A 17,557-nucleotide genomic window follows, 5' to 3' on the forward strand; every position below is an offset into this window, starting at 1 on the left:
CCGCGGCCCCTTTCGGGGCCTCGCAATGACGGGGACTACTTGCCGATGCAGAAGCCGGCGAAGATCTCGCCCAGCAGGGCCTCGTGGTCCTGGCGACCGAGGAGAGCGTCCAGGGCGCGCTCGGCCAGACGCAGCTCTTCGGCGATCAAGTCCGGGGGCGCGGCGGCGTCGATCGCGGCGAGATGCGTGGCCGTCGTACGCAGGCCGTCCAGATGGCGCGCGCGCACGCTGAAGCGTTGCTGGCCACCCTCGCTCACGCCCAGGCGCTCGACGATCGCCTGTTTGAGCGCGTCGACTCCTGCCCCGGTCCGTGCAGAGATCCTGAGCCCGTGGTCCGCTCGGGTGGAGTCGGCGACGCAGTCCATCTTGTTCCAGACGGTCAGTCGCGGGATTTCCGCCGGGGCCGCCAAGTCGGGGGCCGCATCCGGACGCGTGAGATCGCGCAGCTCCAGGATCAAGTCAGCCCCGGTGGCCGCCTCCCGCGCCCGCTCCATGCCGATCTTCTCCACCGGATCCTCACTCGCGTGCAGCCCGGCGGTGTCGATCAGTTCGACCGGTATCCCGTGGATCGCAATCGGCGAACGCAGGACGTCGCGAGTGGTCCCGGGGCGATCGGTGACAATCGCGACCTCGCTCTCGGCCAAACGGTTCATCAAGCTGGACTTGCCGACATTCGGGGCGCCGACCAGGGCCAGGCGCAAGCCCTGGGCAAAGTAACGCGCCGGACGCAGTCGTTCGAGGAGTTCGCGGATGGTCGTGTGGAGGGTGTCGGCACGGCGTGCGATATCGGCGGCAGCCTCCGACTCGAGATCGGTCTCGCCGAAGTCGATCTCCGCCTCGATGACCACACGCAGGTCGCGGATCGCGCGCGAGACCGGTTCGAGTTCGGTCGCCAGGGCGCCGTCCAGGCTGGATCGCGCAAGCCTGGCGGCCTGCTCGGTCTGGGCGTGGATCAGATCGGCCACCGCCTCCGCCTGCGCCAGGTCGAGTCGGCCGTTGAGGAAGGCCTGCTCGGTGAACTCCCCCGGTCGGGCACGACGCGCGCCGAGATCCACCGCGGCGGCGACGATCGCCTCCAGCAAGACCGGGCTGCCGTGGCCCTGCAACTCGATCACGTCCTCGCCGGTGTAGGAGTGCGGGCCCGGGAAGGACAGGATCAGACCGTCGTCCAGCGGCTCGCCAGTCGCCGGATCAATGAAGCTGCCGTAGTGGGCGTGGCGTGGAAGGAGCTGCGCGCGTCGGGTCAGGCGCTGGGCGATGGGCAGGGCCTGCGGACCCGACAGACGGACCACACCGATACCGCCCACCCCCGGCGGGGTGGCGACCGCGACGATGGTGTCCGTCACGGTCACGGAGCGTCAGCTCTTCTGCTTGTCCGGGTCCTCGCCGCTCTCGATCTTGCGCGTGATGTACCACTGCTGGGCGATGGAGAACAGGTTGTTGGTGAACCAGTACAGCACCAGACCCGCCGGGAAGAAGGCGAAGAACACGGTGAACACGAACGGCAGCGCCATGAAGATCTTCTGCTGCACCGGGTCCATCGGCGGCGGGTTCAGCTTGTACTGCACGAACATCGACACGCCCATCAGGATCGGCAGAATGAAGTACGGATCGCGCGAGGACAGATCCTGCACCCACAGCCACCAGGGCGCCTGGCGCAGTTCGACACTCTCCAGCAGCACCCAGTACAGGGCGATGAACACCGGGATTTGCACCAGGATCGGGAGACAGCCACCCAGCGGGTTGATCTTCTCCTTCTTGTACAGGTCCATCAGCGCCTGGTTCATGCGCTGCTTGTCGTCCTTGTAGCGTTCCTTCAGTGCCTGCAGCTTGGGCGCGACCTTGCGCATGCGCGCCATGGAACGGTAGCTGGTGGCGGAGAGCTTGAAGAAGGCCAGCTTGATCAGGATGGTCAGGATGACGATCGACCAACCCCAATTGCCCACGAAGGCGTGGATCTTGTCCAGCAGCCAGAACAACGGCTTGGACAGGAACGTGAAGATCCCGTAGTCGGCCGTAAGCTCCAGGCCCTGGGCGATCTCGGAGAGCTCTGCCTGGAGCTTGGGTCCGACCCACAAGCGGGTGGAGAACTCGCCGCTGCTCCCCGCTGCGATCTGGCGCGATTCGGAGTGCAGGCCAATCAGATACTCGTCACCCAGATCGCTGGGCACGGCACGGGCGTACAGCGCATTGACCTCGTCCTCACCCGGGACCCAGGTGGAAACGAAGTAGTGCTGAATCATCGCGATCCAGCCGCCCTGGATGCGTGCCTGAATGGGGTCGTCGCGGAACGATTCGAAGCTTTCGCGTTGGTAGCTGCCATCGAAATAGGCCGCTCCGGTAAAGGTGTACAGCCACCAGGACTCCCGATCCGGCGTCGGCCCGTGGCGGAGCTGTCGGTACTGGCGACCGCTCCAGGTGGAATCGGACCGGTTGTGGACCTCGTAGTCCAGCTCGATCAGATGCGAGCCACGGGTAAAGGTGTAGGTCTTGGTGACCTCGATTTCGCCATCGTCGGAGACCCAGCGCAGCGGGACCTCGAGCTGTTCCTGCCCGTCGGCGAGCTCGAAGCGGTCCTGGTCGACCTGGAAATTGGCGTGGTGCGACGGTGCGCGCCCCTCCATCGACTGGTCGTTCACCCGGTCGTGGGTCAGACCACTCTGGGCGACATAGCCGCGCACGCGATGGTCGAACAGGCGGACCGGCACCAGCGGATCGTCCTGCAGGTCCCGTGGATACTGCAGCAGGTCGGCGCGCAGCAGCGTGCCCCCGCGGGTGTCAATCAGGATCTCGTGGGTATCGGTACGCACGGTGATCTGCTGACGGTCCGGCTCCTGCAGGGTGCTCACTTGCGGGGCGTCTGCCGCCCGCGTGTCCGGTTCCGACTCGAATTGCGGCGCATCCGGCACGTCCTCCGGACGGGCATCGGGGTCCTCCGCGGCGCGCTCGGCGGCGGTGTCCGGCTGGGATGTGCTGCCGTAATCCTGGTTCCAGGCCTGCCACATCAGGAACAGGACAAAGGCCAGGGTCAGCCACAAAAGGGGGCGAAGGTTATCCATGAGCGCGACTACTTTGAGGGTCGAGTGCTGGGAGTATCGGAACGCGGGTGCGGGACCGGGTCATAGCCACCGGGCGACCAGGGATGGCAGCGCAGGATGCGGCGCAAACCGAGCCAAAAGCCCCGCAGGACCCCGTGAGTCTCGACCGCCTCGACGGTATAGGCCGAGCACGTCGGGTAATGCCGACAATGGGGCGCCATGAACGGCGAGATGCCGTACTGGTAGGCCCGGACGGGCAACAGGGCAATCTTGCGTGGCAGAGTCATTGCAGACGTTCCAGCAGGCTGTCGATCTCGGCGCGCAGGGCGCGGCGGTCCATGGTCGCCGCGCCGCCTCGGGCCAGCACGATCATGTCGACCGGTGGCAGGTGGGCCCGCCGCCGGCGGAAGGCCTCGCGCACGATGCGCTTGATCCGGTTGCGGTCCGATGCCTGGCGGACATGCCGCTTGCCAATCGCAAGGCCCAGGCGTGCCTCGCCAGATTCCGAAGGGCGATAGAGCAGGGTCAGATCGCGACCGCGCTGGCGCCGGGCGTCCTTGAAGACGCGCTGATAATCCGCACCGGTCAACAGACGGACGCGGCGCGGAAAGGTCTCGCTAGCTGGCGCCGCGGTCACGGGAGCCGGCGCGCCGCCCGGACTACGGGCAAAGGCGCTTGCGGCCCTTGGCGCGACGGGCGTTCAGGACCTTGCGACCACCACGGGTGGCCATGCGGGCCCGGAAGCCATGCGTGCGGGCGCGAACGAGCCGGCTGGGTTGAAAAGTGCGCTTCATGAGAGTTCCCGTGACGCTTGGTTAAAGGGCGGTGAAAACTAGCGCCATCCGGACGCAAAGTCAATCTCGAGGGTCGGCAAGTCGCTGGCACCGGGTACCCCCATCGGCGTAGACTCGGTGGCTTCCAATTCCCCCGTCGCCCCGGAGACGAACGCGTGTCAGCCAATGCCCTGTGGACAGCCTGTCTGGATCGCCTGCAGGGGAAGGTCAGCGAACAGCAACTCAACACCTGGCTGCGGCCGCTTCATGCCGAAGAGTCCGAAGGCGGGCTGCGACTGCTCGCGCCGAACCAGTTTGTGTTCGAGCACGTGCGCGATCACCTGCTGGAATCGATCGAGCAGACCGTGGGCGAGCTGCAGCCGGTGGGCGAGCAGGACGGGCGCCGCGTGCGACTCGGGATTGGCGGTGCGCAGATTCCGGTCCCGCCGACCCCCAGTGGTCGCGAGTCCCGCCACGAACGCGGTGCTGCAGACAAGAGCGCCAGCACTGCGCCACGCCCCCAAGGGCCCGTGAGTAACCTGAACCCGGCCTTCACCTTCGACAGCTTCGTCGAGGGCAAGTCGAACCAGCTCGCGCGCGCAGCCAGCCTCCAGGTCGCGGAAAACCCCGGGGTGGCCTACAACCCGTTGTTCATCTATGGCGGGGTCGGGCTCGGCAAGACCCACTTGATGCATGCCATCGGGCACAGCATCCTGGCCCGGCACCCCGAAGGGCGGATCATCTATCTGCACTCCGAGCGCTTCGTGGCGGACATGATCAAGGCGCTGCAGCACAACGCGATCGACGAGTTCAAGCAGCACTACCGCTCCGCCGACGCACTGCTGATCGACGACATTCAGTTCTTTGCCGGCAAGGAGCGTTCCCAGGAGGAGTTCTTCCACACCTTCAACGCGCTGCTGGAGGGCCAGCAGCAGATCATCCTGACCTCGGATCGCTACCCGAAAGAGGTCGAGGGGCTGGAGGAACGCCTGAAGTCTCGCTTCGGCTGGGGGCTGACGATCGCGATCGAGCCGCCAGAACTGGAGACCCGGGTGGCCATCCTCCAGCGCAAGGCCGAGCAGGCGGGGATCGAGCTCCCCTCCGAGGTTGCATTCTTCATGGGCAAGCGGATCCGTTCCAACATCCGCGAACTGGAAGGCTCGCTGCGGCGGGTGATCGCCAACGCGCACTTTACCGGGAAACCGATCACCGTCGAGTTTGCCAAGGACGCGCTGCGCGACCTTCTCGCGGTACAGAACAAACTGATTACACTGGAGAATATCCAGAAGACGGTCGCGGACTACTATCGCGTGAAGGTGGCCGATCTGCTGTCGAGCCGGCGCAGCCGGTCGATTGCCCGTCCGCGGCAGATCGCGATGGCCCTGGCAAAGGAACTGACCCAGCACAGCCTGCCGGAGATCGGACAGGCCTTCGGCGGTCGCGATCACACCACGGTAATCCATGCCTGCCGGAAGGTCGCCGAACTCCGCGAGGCGGACGCCAGCCTGGACGAGGACTACTCGAATCTTCTGCGGACTCTCAGTAGCTGAAGTGGCTGTCCAATGGTCGGCAAAGCTGTGGATAAGCTGGGTGCAACTGCGGTATGGAAAGGTGGAAAACGCGGACCGCGAAACTGTCCACAGGTTGGGAACAGGCTTCACAGAGGTTCGCGAGAGCCAAAAAGTGTCGACAAATAACTGAATTTAAAAAGAAATCTGGGTTTCCTGCACAGGTCGACGTGCCCCTTATTACTACTATTTAAATATCTAAACACTAGATACAGGACATCGCCATGGAACTGTCTTTCAATCGCGAGACGATGACCGAAGCGCTGCAACGGATTGTGGGCGCGGCCGAAAAACGATTGACGATGCCGATCCTCGGAAATGTGCGTCTGCGACCGGATGACAACGGCGCGATCCGGATGGATACCACCGATCTCGAACTCGCCTGGCAGGCAGGTGCGGAAGGCACCATCCCGGGCGAATGCGATGTCACCGTATCGGTGCGCAAGCTGTTGGACGTCGTGAAGGCGGCCCCAGGGGACAGCGAGATTCGGGCTCGGGTGGAAGGCGAACGCATGACCGTGGGATTCGCCGGTTCGCGCTTCAGCCTGGCGACCCTGCCCGGCGCGGACTTCCCCGACTGGGAGGCGCGAGGGTCGGAGGTCGTGCTCGATGTACCCCAGAACCGGCTGCGACGTCTGCTGGAAGCGACGATGTTTTCGATGGCGCAGCAGGACGTGCGTTACTACCTCCAGGGTTTGCTCTTGGTAGCCAGCGGGACCAGTCTGCGGGCGGTCGCGACGGACGGGCATCGCTTGGCGCTGGCCGAGGTGGAACTCGAGCACCCGGTCGAGGGCCGGGTTGAACGCATTGTCCCGCGCAAGGCCGTGGCGGAGTTGCGACGAAATCTGGCCGACGACGAATCGACGGTCCGGATCGGCTTCGGGGAAGACCAGGTCGTATTCGAACTGGGCAAAGCGGTCCTGCGCAGCAAGGTGATCGAGGGGCGCTTCCCGGACTACGAACGGGTCATCCCCTCGGATCTTCCCTCCACGTTGCGGGTCGACCGGGAAGTTCTGAAACAGGCGTTGGGCCGGGTGGCGATTGTGGCGAGTGACAAGTATCGCGGCGTACGCATGGCCCTGGGGAAGAACGGTTGCCAGGTGATGACCCACAACGCCGATCGTGAAGAGGCCCAGGAGTCGGTCGAGGCGGAGTACGACGGGGGGCCAATGGAGATCGGGTTCAACCTTGGGTACCTGGCGGACGTGCTGAATGTCCTGGAGACCGAGCAGGTTCGCATCGGGCTGCGTGACGGGAACTCGTCGATCCTGATTCAGGCGGAACCACCGGGCGGGGCGCGCTACGTGGTGATGCCGATGCGCCTGTAGTTCCGGGGTCTGCGTGCTGGAGTCGCTGTGGTGGCAGGGGGTCCGCAACCTTGAGGAACAGGCCTTGACGTTGGGGCCGGGAATCAACCGGCTGGTCGGGCCGAATGGTGCAGGGAAAACCTCCATTCTCGAAGCAGTGCATATCCTCGCGGCTGGGCGCTCGTTCCGTACTCAGCAATTACGTCGTGTTGGGCGGAGCGGAGCCGAAGGGTTGTGGATTGGGGCAGTGGTGAAGGATCCGGCCGGGGGCTCCCATCGGCTGGGGATTAGCTGGGATGGTACTCGCCGGTCGCGGCTTGATGGCCGCTGGATGGAAGGCCACGCGGCGGTGGCCGAGTGGTTGCCGGCGCGTACGCTGCATGCGGGCTCCTTCGAATTGTTGACGGGTGGACCGGAAGAGCGCAGGCGCTTGCTGGACTGGGGGTGCTTCCATGCGATCCCGGGGTACCGGGGCCAGTGGCAGCGCTGGAAGCGGGCCCATGACCAACGTAATGCCGCCTTGCGCGTGGGGGACCGCGCGGGGGCTCGCGAGTTTGAGCGACCCTGGCTGGAATTCGGCGAGGCGATCAGTGACGCGCGGCGTCGTTACGTGGAGTCCTGGCAGGCGGCGACTATGGAGGCCGCCCGGCAGTTCGGATTCGGCGAGCGGTTAGCCGATTTGAACTTGAATCCGCGGATGGGCTGGGACCGGGAAAGGAGCCTGAGCGAGGCGCTGGAGCGTAGTCGGGAGGGCGACGAAGAACGGGGCTTCGCGCAGGCGGGGCCGCAGCGGGCCGACATTGATTTGCGGCTATCGGGTCGTCTCGCCGCCGAGGCCTCCCGGGGCGAACAAAAGCGATTGGTTACGGCTCTCGTGGGCGGGCAGGCCTGGATGCTCGAGGCCGAGACCGGGCGGGCGCCGGTGATGTTGCTGGACGATGTAGTGTCGGAGCTGGATCGCGAGGCAGTGGAGGGGTTGATGTCCGGGTTGTGTGCGTCGGGCTGGCAGATCCTGGTGACCGCTGTGGGGGATGATATCCCTGGGCTGGCAGGGGATACCGCAGGGCAATTGTTCCACGTGAAACATGGTCGCGTAACCCCCGAACCCCCAGCCTGATGCGCCCGGGCCTTGGGTCTCGTCGCCCTCCTGGACCCCAGTACGTGACCTCACCGGTGCCCCCCGCCTTTGCGCTATACTGGCGTGTCTGCAACTGGCCGGATGACTGACCCGAATGTCCGAAACTGAAGCCCAAGATCCCTCCGTCTACGATTCCTCTCAGATCCGCGTCCTCAAGGGCCTGGATGCCGTTCGCAAGCGACCGGGCATGTACATCGGTGACACCGATGACGGCACAGGCCTGCACCACATGGTCTTCGAGGTGGTCGATAACTCGATCGACGAGGCGCTGGCAGGTCACTGCGACAGTATTGAGGTCACGATCCACGAGGACAATGCGGTCTCCGTCACGGACAACGGTCGCGGCATTCCCGTGGATATCCACGAAGAAGAGGGTATGTCGGCCGCAGAGGTCATCCTCACTGTCCTGCATGCAGGCGGGAAGTTCGACAACAACTCCTACAAGGTCTCCGGCGGCCTGCACGGCGTGGGTGTCTCGGTGGTGAATGCCCTGTCGGAAGAGCTCCGCCTGGAGATCCACCGGGATGGTCAGCGCCACGAACAGATCTATCACCTCGGCGTCCCGGATGCGCCGCTGGCGGTGACCGGCACCACGGAGCGCAACGGAACGAAGATCTGGTTTCGCCCCAGCCCGACCATCTTCACCGACATCAATTTTCACTACGAGATCCTCGCCAAGCGCCTGCGGGAGCTGTCGTTCCTCAACTCGGGCGTGCGCATCACGCTGCGCGACCACCGGGACAACCGCGAGGAGACCTTTGTCTTCGAAGGCGGTATCCGTGCCTTCGTCGAACACCTGAACCAGAAGAAAACCGCGCTGCATCCCACGGTCGTCTACGCCGACCAGATGCGCGAGGACTACGCAGTCGAAATTGCCCTGCAGTGGAATGACTCCTACCAGGAGAACATCTTCTGCTACACCAACAACATTCCGCAGCGCGACGGTGGCTCGCACATGGCGGGCTTTCGCGCCGCGCTGACGCGCACGATCAATCAGTACCTGGAGAACGAGGGCCTGATCAAGAAGGCCAAGGTCGCCACGGCGGGCGACGACATGCGCGAAGGCCTCACGGCCGTGCTCTCGGTCAAGGTGCCGGACCCCAAGTTCTCGTCGCAGACCAAGGACAAGCTGGTTTCCTCCGAGGTCAAGCCGATCGTTGAAAGCGTGCTGTCGGACGCCCTCAACAATTTCCTGCTGGAACACCCGCAGGAAGCCAAGGCCATCACCGAGAAGGTGCTGGATGCCGCGCGAGCGCGCGAGGCCGCCCGCAAGGCGCGTGAGGTCACCCGCCGCAAGGGAGCGCTGGATATTGCCGGTCTGCCGGGCAAGCTGGCCGACTGTCAGGAGAAGGACCCGGCTCAGTCCGAGCTCTACCTGGTCGAGGGTGACTCCGCCGGCGGTTCGGCCAAGCAGGGTCGTGACCGCCATTTCCAGGCGATCCTGCCGCTCAAGGGCAAGATCCTGAATGTCGAGCGCGCGCGCTTTGACCGTATGCTGGGTTCAGCCGAGGTGGGCACGCTCATCACGGCGCTGGGCTGCGGTATTGGCAAGGAAGAGTACGATCCGGACAAGCTGCGTTATCACCGCATTATCATCATGACTGACGCGGACGTGGACGGCTCCCATATCCGTACCCTGCTTCTGACCTTCTTCTTCCGCCAGATGCCGGAACTGATCGAGCGCGGCCACGTATATATCGCGCAGCCGCCGCTGTACAAGATCAAGCGTGGCAAGCGCGAGCAGTACGTGCGCGACGAGGCCGAAATGGGCGAGATCGTGATCTCCCTCGCACTGGACGGCGCCGCGCTCTATCCCAGCCCGGATGCACCTCCGATTACCGGCGAGGCCTTCGAGGACCTGGTGAAGGGCTATCAAAAGGCCGCGCGCGCCGTGCAGCGCCTGGGCCGGATGTACGACTCGCGCATCCTTTGGGCGATGCTCGAGGCTGATGCGATCCCCGAGCCCCGAAGCGTGACTAACGCTGCGGTTCAGGCGTGGTTTGCCCGCATCCTGGAGAATCTATCCAGCGACAAGGCGGGTGCAACCCGCTACAGCCTGGGGCCGGTGACCCAGCATGAAGGCACGGCACAGCTGAGCCTGGACCGCATCGAACACGGCGCCGCCCTGTCGCAGTACATCACCGATGACACCCTGGCATCGCGTGATTTTCAGGCAGTACTCGACCTGTCCGCCCGTCTTAACGCCCTTCTCGACGAAGGTGCGTACATGAAGCGCGGGGAACGCGTCCACGTGATCGAGGGCTTTTCCGAAGCCATGGAATGGCTCCTGCAGGAGGGCCGCCGCGGGCTGGCAACCCAGCGCTACAAGGGCCTAGGCGAGATGAATCCCGACCAGCTTTGGGACACCACGATGAACCCCGAATCCCGCCGCCTGCTCCAGGTCCGGGTCGAAGATGCCATCCGTGCCGACGAAATCTTCACCACCCTGATGGGCGATCAGGTCGAGCCGCGTCGCGAATTTATCGAGTCGCGAGCCCTCAGTGCCGAGAACGTCGATATCTGACGTACTCGCTGCCACGGTACGACGAATCCCGCCGGCACCATGCAGGTCCTGGCCGCACTCCTGGTCCTGGTGATTCTGGCGCTGGTCGCGTTTCGCCTGTACACCCATCTTGCGGTCCATGAACGCCGCGTCGTCGCGGCCTGGGATCGACTCGATACCCTGCTCACCCAGCGCAATGGCCTGCTGGAGCGGGCTTGTTCCGCGACCCGGGCTGATCCGCCCCTGGACCTGCGGGCGCTCCAACAGCTGGTCCAGGAACAGGAGCGAGCGCGACGCTGCGGTGATCTTCCTGGTCTGGCCCGGGGCGAACGCGCCATCCGCGCCGAATGGGACCATATACGAACACAAATCCTTGATAAATATAACAATTTGTCGGTTTCGCCCGATCGACTGCCCCCTCGCGTAGCGGCACTGGACCAAGCAATTACGGAGGCCCTCGGCCGCTACAATGCTGCTGTGGATGCCTATGCCGGGCTGCGCTGCCAGTGGGCCTACGGACTCCTCGCCCGCCTCGCTGGCCATGCCGTCTTTCACCCCGTTCGCCCGCCGAGCCCGTAAGCTTCGCCCCGACGACCCCGTTGCCGGGAACACCCTGCCGGGCTTTCTGTCCGAATGGCATAATCCACTGCTGGCCCGACCCCTGGAGATACCGTGTCCAACCCCTTGCTGCAGACCGACCGGCTGCCCGCCTTTCGTGCCATCGAGCCCCAACATGTCCTGCCCGCGGTGGAAACCGTCCTGGTGGAGAATCGCGCGGAGATTGATCGGCTGGTCGCGGCCGCCGGGGATCAACCAACCTGGGCCACGCTGATCCAGCCGTTGCAGGCGCTGGACACGCGCCTGGATGCCGTCTGGTCTCCGGTGGGTCACCTCAATGCGGTCATGAACGGTCCCGAGATTCGCGAGGCATACAACGCCAGCCTTCCCCTGTTGTCGGATTACGGCAGTTGGGTCTCGCAGCATCAGGGCCTGTACCGGGCGGTCCGTCGCCTGGCAGACAGTGAAGAGTACGCGCAGCTTTCGCCCCAGCGGCGCAAGGTGCTGGATGACATGCTGCGTGATTTCCATCTGAGCGGCGTCAATCTCCCCGAGGCCGAGCGCGAACGCCTGCGCGCCATCAACGCCCGCCTTTCGGAGCTGACTGCACGTTTCGAAGAGAACGTGCTGGACGCCACTCAGGCCTGGACCTGGCAGACCGATGATGCGGCCGCGCTCGCCGGCATCTCCGAGTCCGATCGGGCCATGCTCGCGCAGAACGCTCGCGATCACGACCAGACGGGCTTTGTCGTGACCCTGGATATCCCCAGTTACCTCGCAGTCATGACCCACGCCGAGGATCGCGACCTGCGTTACCGTGTCTACGAGGCCTTCACGACGCGTGCGTCTGACCTCGGGCCCGGCGCCGGCAATCACGACAACAGCGAGATCATGGTCGAGATCCTCCAGTTGCGGGAGGAGAAGGCGCATCTAACGGGCTTTCGCCACTACGCCGAGCGCTCGCTCGCGACCAAGATGGCCGATAGCGCCGAGCAGGTCGAAGGCTTCCTCCAGGATCTGGCGCACCGCGCGCGCCCCCAGGCCCAGCGCGACCTGGACGAGTTGCGCGCCTTTGCCCGCGACGAGCTCGACCTCGGAACCCTGGAGGCCTGGGACATGGCCTTCGCGGCCGAGAAGATGCGCGAGCGGCGCCTGGGTCTCAGCCAGGAGATGTTGAAGCCCTACTTCCCCGCTGACCGCGCGGTCAGCGGCTTGTTCGGCCTGGTCCAGCGTCTGTTCCAGGTCCGCTTCGAGCCCGACGACAGCATCGAGACCTGGCACGACGACGTCCGGTTTTATCGCATCTTTGACGCGAATGGCACCGAACGCGCTGGCTTTTACTTCGATCTCTACGCCCGCAAGAACAAGCGCGGCGGCGCCTGGATGGATGTCTGCCGCAACCGTTTCATCTCCGAGGACCGCGCCCAGCTGCCGGTCGCCTACATGACCTGCAACTCCACCCCGCCGGTGGACGGCAAGGCGGCCCTTTTCACTCATGACGAAGTGATTACGCTGTTCCATGAGTTCGGTCACGGCCTGCATCACATGCTGACCCGGGTGGACGAACCCGACATCGCCGGCATCAACGGCGTGGAATGGGATGCGGTCGAACTGCCCAGCCAGTTCATGGAGAACTGGTGCTGGGAACGCGAGGCGCTGGATCTGTTCGCGCGCCACCACGAGACCGGCGAGGCGATGCCCGAGGACCTGTTCCAGCGCCTGCAGGGGACGCGCCATTTCCACGCGGCGTTACAGCTATTGCGCCAGGTCGAGTTCTCCCTCTTCGACATGCGCTTGCATGCCGGGCCCGCCCCTGCGCAGGCCGCGGACATCCAGCGGCTCCTGGAGACCGTGCGTCAGGAGATCGCGGTGGTCCATCCGCCGGCGTTCAATCGCTTCGCCCACGGCTTCGGCCACATCTTCGCTGGCGGCTATGCCGCGGGGTACTACAGCTACAAGTGGGCCGAGGTCCTGTCGGCTGACGCATTCGGGCGCTTCGAAGAGGAAGGTCTGTTTTCGTCCGAAGTGGGGGCGGCCTACCTGCGCGAGATTCTCGAGGCCGGAGCCTCGCGCCCGGCCGCGGATTCCTTCCGTGCCTTCCGCGGGCGCGATCCGCAGATCGACGCCCTGTTGCGTCATAGCGGCCTGGAGGAGAAAGCCGCGTGAAGATCGCCAGCTGGAACGTCAATTCGCTCAAGGTGCGTCTGCCGCAGGTCCTCGATTGGCTGGGGAGCTCGCGGACCGACGTCCTGGCCCTGCAGGAGACCAAGCTGACCGACGAGAACTTTCCGGCCGCGGCCATCCGTGATGCGGGCTATCAGGTCGTGTTCTCCGGGCAGAAGACCTACAACGGCGTGGCCATCATCTCCCGCACCGAGGCCACCGACGTGGTCACCGACCCGGCCGGGCTCGAGGACGCCCAGCGCCGTATCCTCGCCGCCACCATCGGCGAGGTTCGCGTGGTCAACCTGTATGTAGTGAACGGCGAGAACGTCGGTACCGAGAAATACGCCTACAAGCTGGACTGGCTGGCGCGGCTGCACGCCTGGCTGGCCGACGAGATTGCGCAGCACCCGAATCTCGTGGTCCTCGGTGACTTCAACATCGCCCCGGATGATCGCGACGTGCACGACCCCGAGGCCTGGCACGAGCGCATCCTTTGCTCCACGCCGGAACGCGAGGCCCTGGCCGCGCTTACCGATCTCGGCCTCACGGATACCTTCCGCGCCTTCGAGCAGCCCGCGGAGGAGTATTCCTGGTTCGATTATCGAGCTGCGTCCTTCCGTCGCAATCGGGGTCTGCGCATCGACCTGGTCCTCGCCAGCGCTCCCTTGCAGGCCCGTCTGCAGGCCGCGGGCATCGACCGCGAACCGCGTGCCTGGGAGCGTCCGTCCGACCATGCCCCGGTCTGGGCGGAATTCTCCGCCTAACCGTGGCCCGGGTCGCACCAACCGGCAATTCCCGAGGGAGACCCCGTGAAGTACAAGGATCTGCGCGATTTCATTGATGGCCTCGAACAGCGCGGCGAGCTGCGCCGCATCACCCGCGAGGTGGACCCGAACCTGGAGATGACCGAGATCGCCGACCGCGTCCTGCGCGCCGGCGGCCCGGCCCTGTTGTTCGAAAACCCTACCGGCTCCGACATCCCGGTGCTCGCCAACCTGTTTGGTACTCCGGAGCGGGTGGCCATGGGCATGGGCGAGGACTCTGTCGAAGCCCTGCGCGAGGTCGGGCGCCTGCTTGCCTTCCTGAAGCAGCCGGATCCGCCCAAGGGGCTCAAGGCGGCCTGGGAACAGCTGCCGATCTTTCGCAAGGTGCTGGACATGGCGCCCAAGAAGATCCGCGGGGCGCCCTGTCAGCGCCATGTAATAGAAGGCGATGCGGTTGATCTCGACCAACTCCCGGTCCAGACCTGCTGGCCGGAAGACGCCGGCCCCCTGATTACCTGGGGCCTGGTGGTCACCCGTGGCCCGGAGAAGTCGCGTCAGAACCTCGGGATCTATCGCCAGCAGGTGATTGGGCGCAATCGCGTGATCATGCGCTGGCTGTCCCATCGCGGCGGGGCCCTCGATTTTCGCGACTGGTGCCAGGCCCACCCCGGCGAGCCGTTTCCCATCGCGGTCGCCCTGGGTGCCGATCCGGCCACCATCCTCGGCGCAGTGACCCCGGTGCCGGACACCCTGTCCGAATATGCCTTCGCCGGGCTGCTGCGTGGCAGTCGAACCGAGGTCACCCGCTGCATCGGTTCCGGCCTGGAGGTCCCGGCCTCCGCCGAGTTCGTGCTCGAGGGGCACATCCACCCGGGGGATACTGCGCCGGAAGGCCCGTTCGGGGACCACACGGGTTACTACAACGAGGTGGACGACTTCCCGGTCTTCACCATCGACCGCATCACCCATCGCGATCAGCCGATCTACCATTCCACCTACACCGGGCGCCCGCCGGACGAGCCCGCCGTGCTCGGGGTGGCCCTGAACGAGGTGTTCATTCCCATCCTGCAGAAGCAGTTCCCGGAGATCGTGGACTTCTACCTGCCGCCCGAGGGTTGTTCCTACCGTCTGGCCGTCGTCTCCATGCGCAAGCAGTATCCGGGGCACGCCAAGCGCGTGATGATGGGGGTGTGGTCCTTCCTGCGTCAGTTCATGTATACCAAGTTCGTGATCGTGGTCGACGACGACGTGGATACCCGCGACTGGAAAGACGTGATCTGGGCCATCACCACCCGCATGGACCCGGCCCGCGACACCACCCTGGTGGAAAACACCCCGATCGACTATCTCGATTTCGCTTCCCCAGTCTCCGGACTGGGCTCGAAGATGGGCATGGACGCGACCTCCAAATGGCCGGGCGAGACCGATCGCGAGTGGGGCCGGCCGATCGCCATGGACGAGGCGGTCAAGCGCCGCGTGGACGAGATCTGGGATGAACTGGGGATATGAGGCGTGACGCGCCGCCGAATCCCGGGCGCGGTCGGGCTCCTGGCTGTACTGCTGCTGGCCTTGACCGCCTGTGCGGCCGCCCCGGAGCGTGAAACCGTGCGCGCGGCGGGGACCCCAGTGAAGGAAGCCCCTGCGCACGCAGCGATTGCCCCCGATCGCGTCCGCCGCTGGTCGGCCGCAGAACCCGTCGCCGTGGTGATCGCCCTGCACAGCTTCCGCGATCACGCCGGTGCCTATGAAGCCCTGGGCCCCTGGCTGGCCGATCGCGGCTACAGTGTCCAGGCGCTGGATCAGCGCGGCCATGGCACGAGCGAGCCGCACGGCCGCTGGCCGGGTGCCGAACCCCTGATCAGCGACGTGGCTACAATGGTCCGCGCGGTGCAAGCGGAGTACCCCGGGCGACCGGTTTTCCTGCTGGGCGAGAGTATGGGCGGATCCGCCGCGCTAGCGAGCCTCGCCACTCATCCGGAACTGGAGGTCGCCGGGGTTATGGCCATTGCCCCGGGCCTGCGTGGCGGGATCCCCGCTCGGGGTTTCTGGGATGCCGCCGTGCGTACCAGCGAGGTCCTCGCCGGCGGGCTCACGCTGACCATCGACCCCGACTACTCCGACAGCCTCGCGCCCGCCGCGGTCGAACGCTTCTCCACGGATCCGCGCATCATTCGCCGCGTGCGCATGGATACCTATGCCGGCGTGGTCTGGCTGGCCCAGTACGCTACGGATCATATCGGCCACGTCACAGCCCCGGTGGTGTACCTGTGGGGCGAGCAGGACGGGACGATCCAGCGCGAGTCGGTCTACATGGCCGCCCGTGCCCATCCACAGGGCCAGGCCGAGGTCTGGACCGACGCTGACTGGCCGCATCTCATTCTGCACGCCCCCGACTGGCAGACCACGGCCACCCGCCTAGTCGACTGGATGCAGCGGGTTACGACCGATCCGGCGGGCTCGCCTGCGGTATTGGCTCCCAACCCCCGCCACGACCCGTAGCCGAGGCCGCCGACCCGGTCGGACTGCGGTTGCTTGCGTTCGGGGCGGCAGCGGCGAGAATAACGGCCTTTCCGCGACCGAGGGTTTCCGATGGCGTTCGATGTCACCATTCAGCCCAGTGGCCATGTATTCGAGGTCGAAGACGACGAGACCGTCCTCGAAGCCGGCCTGCGCCAGGGCTTCGCCTTTCCCTACGGCTGCCGCAATGGCGCCTGTGGCTCCTGCAAGGGGCGGGTGCTGCAGGGCGAGGTCGATCACGGGCCAAACAAGCCACCGGGCATCAGCGAGGCGGAACTGGCCGACGGCATGGCCTTGTTCTGCCAGGCGGTCCCGGTGGACGACCTCGAGATCGAGGTGAAAGAGATCGGCGCGGCCAGGGACATCGTGGTCAAGACCCTGCCGTGTCGCGTGGCGGCCCTGAACCGCCTGGCCGACGACGTGATGGAGCTGCGTCTGCAGCTCCCGGCCGCCGAGCGCCTCCAGTTTCTCGCCGGGCAGTATCTGGACATCCTGCTCAAGGGGGGTGAGCGCCGCAGCTACTCCTTGGCCAACGCACCGCACGACGATGCCCAGCTGTCCCTGCATGTTCGGCACATGCCGGGCGGGCGTTTCTCCACCATGGTGTTCGAGGAGCTCAAGCCCAAGGCGCTGCTGCGTATCGAGGGGCCGCTGGGCAGCTTTTTCGTCGACGAGGAATCCCCGCGCCCGCGCCTGTTCGTTGGAGGGGGCACCGGTTTTGGTCCGTTGAAAGGCATGCTGGACCATCTGGCCGCCGAGGGACTGGATCGACCGCACCACCTGTTCTGGGGCGCCCGCGGCGCCGATGGCATCTATGCCCCGGACTGGCTGCAGCAGATGACCGCCGAGCACGCCGGACAGTTCCGTTTCACGCCGGTGCTGTCGGATACGCCGGCCGAGACCGCCGCCGGCTTTGCGGCCGTCAGCGGCTGGCCTCACGATGCGGTGCTGTCGGAGTACCCGGACCTGTCCGGCTTTGATGTCTACATGGCCGGGCCACCGGCGATGATCCACGCCGCGCGCGAGGCCTTCCAAGCGGCCGGTCTGCCGCCGGAGCAGCTGTACTACGACAGCTTCGAACCGGCCACCCCGGCCGAGTAACAGCGCCGGCGCCCACGTTGTTTGTTCACCGCGAAGCGCACGAAGTAGGGCGGATTGCACCACAGAGGGCACGGAGGACACGGAGAAAAGCGCAGGGCGGTACTTAGGTTCTGGACGCGGCGGC

General features: G+C 65.5%; 15 protein-coding genes. 10 read left to right on the forward strand and 5 right to left on the reverse strand.

The window, feature by feature from the left end; genetic code table 11:
• Window positions 1–35: 35 nt before the first annotated feature.
• The 5 genes from mnmE to rpmH are packed head-to-tail and all read right to left on the reverse strand — an operon-like array spanning window position 36 to window position 3,832.
• Window positions 36–1,352 carry a tRNA uridine-5-carboxymethylaminomethyl(34) synthesis GTPase MnmE gene (mnmE, locus tag G335_RS0103405; RefSeq protein ID WP_018175923.1) on the reverse strand — a complete coding sequence of 439 codons (1,317 nt, stop codon included), beginning with the start codon at window positions 1,350–1,352 and terminating at the stop codon, window positions 36–38.
• Between the two features lie 6 nt (window positions 1,353–1,358).
• Window positions 1,359–3,059, reverse strand: coding sequence for a membrane protein insertase YidC (yidC, locus tag G335_RS0103410; RefSeq protein WP_038084433.1), 1,701 nt, complete (start codon window positions 3,057–3,059; stop codon window positions 1,359–1,361).
• Between the two features lie 8 nt (window positions 3,060–3,067).
• Window positions 3,068–3,325 (reverse strand): membrane protein insertion efficiency factor YidD, encoded by a 258-nt coding sequence (gene yidD / locus G335_RS13730; RefSeq protein WP_047251849.1) that lies wholly within the window; start codon window positions 3,323–3,325, stop codon window positions 3,068–3,070.
• On the reverse strand, window positions 3,322–3,675 hold the full coding sequence (gene rnpA, locus G335_RS0103415; protein WP_026312994.1) for a ribonuclease P protein component: 354 nt from the start codon (window positions 3,673–3,675) through the stop codon (window positions 3,322–3,324). Before rnpA ends, yidD begins: the two co-directional genes overlap by 4 nt.
• 22 nt (window positions 3,676–3,697) lie before the next feature.
• Complete coding sequence (gene rpmH / locus G335_RS13735) at window positions 3,698–3,832, reverse strand: 50S ribosomal protein L34 (RefSeq protein ID WP_018141118.1); 135 nt, start codon at window positions 3,830–3,832, stop codon at window positions 3,698–3,700.
• A gap of 155 nt (window positions 3,833–3,987) precedes the next feature.
• On the opposite strand from rpmH, the gene dnaA reads away from it, so the two are divergent.
• The 10 genes from dnaA (at window position 3,988) to G335_RS0103470 (ending at window position 17,433) form a co-directional block, all read left to right on the forward strand.
• Window positions 3,988–5,361: a chromosomal replication initiator protein DnaA gene (gene dnaA / locus G335_RS0103425; RefSeq protein ID WP_018168799.1), complete on the forward strand. Its 1,374-nt coding sequence runs from the start codon at window positions 3,988–3,990 to the stop codon at window positions 5,359–5,361.
• Window positions 5,362–5,603: 242 nt separating this feature from the next.
• A complete protein-coding gene (dnaN, locus tag G335_RS0103430) occupies window positions 5,604–6,707 on the forward strand; it encodes a DNA polymerase III subunit beta (RefSeq protein ID WP_018175925.1) in 1,104 nt (367 codons plus the stop codon).
• 13 nt (window positions 6,708–6,720) lie between these two features.
• Window positions 6,721–7,803, forward strand: coding sequence for a DNA replication/repair protein RecF (gene recF / locus G335_RS0103435; RefSeq protein ID WP_026312995.1), 1,083 nt, complete (start codon window positions 6,721–6,723; stop codon window positions 7,801–7,803).
• Between the two features lie 115 nt (window positions 7,804–7,918).
• Window positions 7,919–10,348: a DNA topoisomerase (ATP-hydrolyzing) subunit B gene (gene gyrB, locus G335_RS0103440; RefSeq protein WP_018168802.1), complete on the forward strand. Its 2,430-nt coding sequence runs from the start codon at window positions 7,919–7,921 to the stop codon at window positions 10,346–10,348.
• A 39-nt stretch (window positions 10,349–10,387) separates the two neighbouring features.
• Complete coding sequence (locus G335_RS0103445; protein ID WP_018168803.1) at window positions 10,388–10,906, forward strand: hypothetical protein; 519 nt, start codon at window positions 10,388–10,390, stop codon at window positions 10,904–10,906.
• A gap of 93 nt (window positions 10,907–10,999) precedes the next feature.
• A complete protein-coding gene (locus G335_RS0103450) occupies window positions 11,000–13,051 on the forward strand; it encodes a M3 family metallopeptidase (protein WP_018175927.1) in 2,052 nt (683 codons plus the stop codon).
• On the forward strand, window positions 13,048–13,815 hold the full coding sequence (xth, locus tag G335_RS0103455) for an exodeoxyribonuclease III (protein ID WP_018168805.1): 768 nt from the start codon (window positions 13,048–13,050) through the stop codon (window positions 13,813–13,815). The genes G335_RS0103450 and xth overlap by 4 nt, the downstream gene beginning before the upstream one ends.
• A gap of 45 nt (window positions 13,816–13,860) precedes the next feature.
• Window positions 13,861–15,324, forward strand: a complete 1,464-nt coding sequence (gene ubiD / locus G335_RS0103460; protein WP_018175928.1) for a 4-hydroxy-3-polyprenylbenzoate decarboxylase — start codon at window positions 13,861–13,863, stop codon at window positions 15,322–15,324.
• 3 nt (window positions 15,325–15,327) lie between these two features.
• Window positions 15,328–16,314, forward strand: a complete 987-nt coding sequence (locus G335_RS0103465; RefSeq protein WP_018168807.1) for an alpha/beta fold hydrolase — start codon at window positions 15,328–15,330, stop codon at window positions 16,312–16,314.
• Between the two features lie 90 nt (window positions 16,315–16,404).
• Window positions 16,405–17,433 (forward strand): CDP-6-deoxy-delta-3,4-glucoseen reductase, encoded by a 1,029-nt coding sequence (locus G335_RS0103470; protein ID WP_018168808.1) that lies wholly within the window; start codon window positions 16,405–16,407, stop codon window positions 17,431–17,433.
• Window positions 17,434–17,557 lie beyond the last annotated feature (124 nt).

The organism is Thioalkalivibrio sp. AKL8, assembly GCF_000380525.1.
Classification (GTDB): domain Bacteria; phylum Pseudomonadota; class Gammaproteobacteria; order Ectothiorhodospirales; family Ectothiorhodospiraceae; genus Thioalkalivibrio; species Thioalkalivibrio versutus.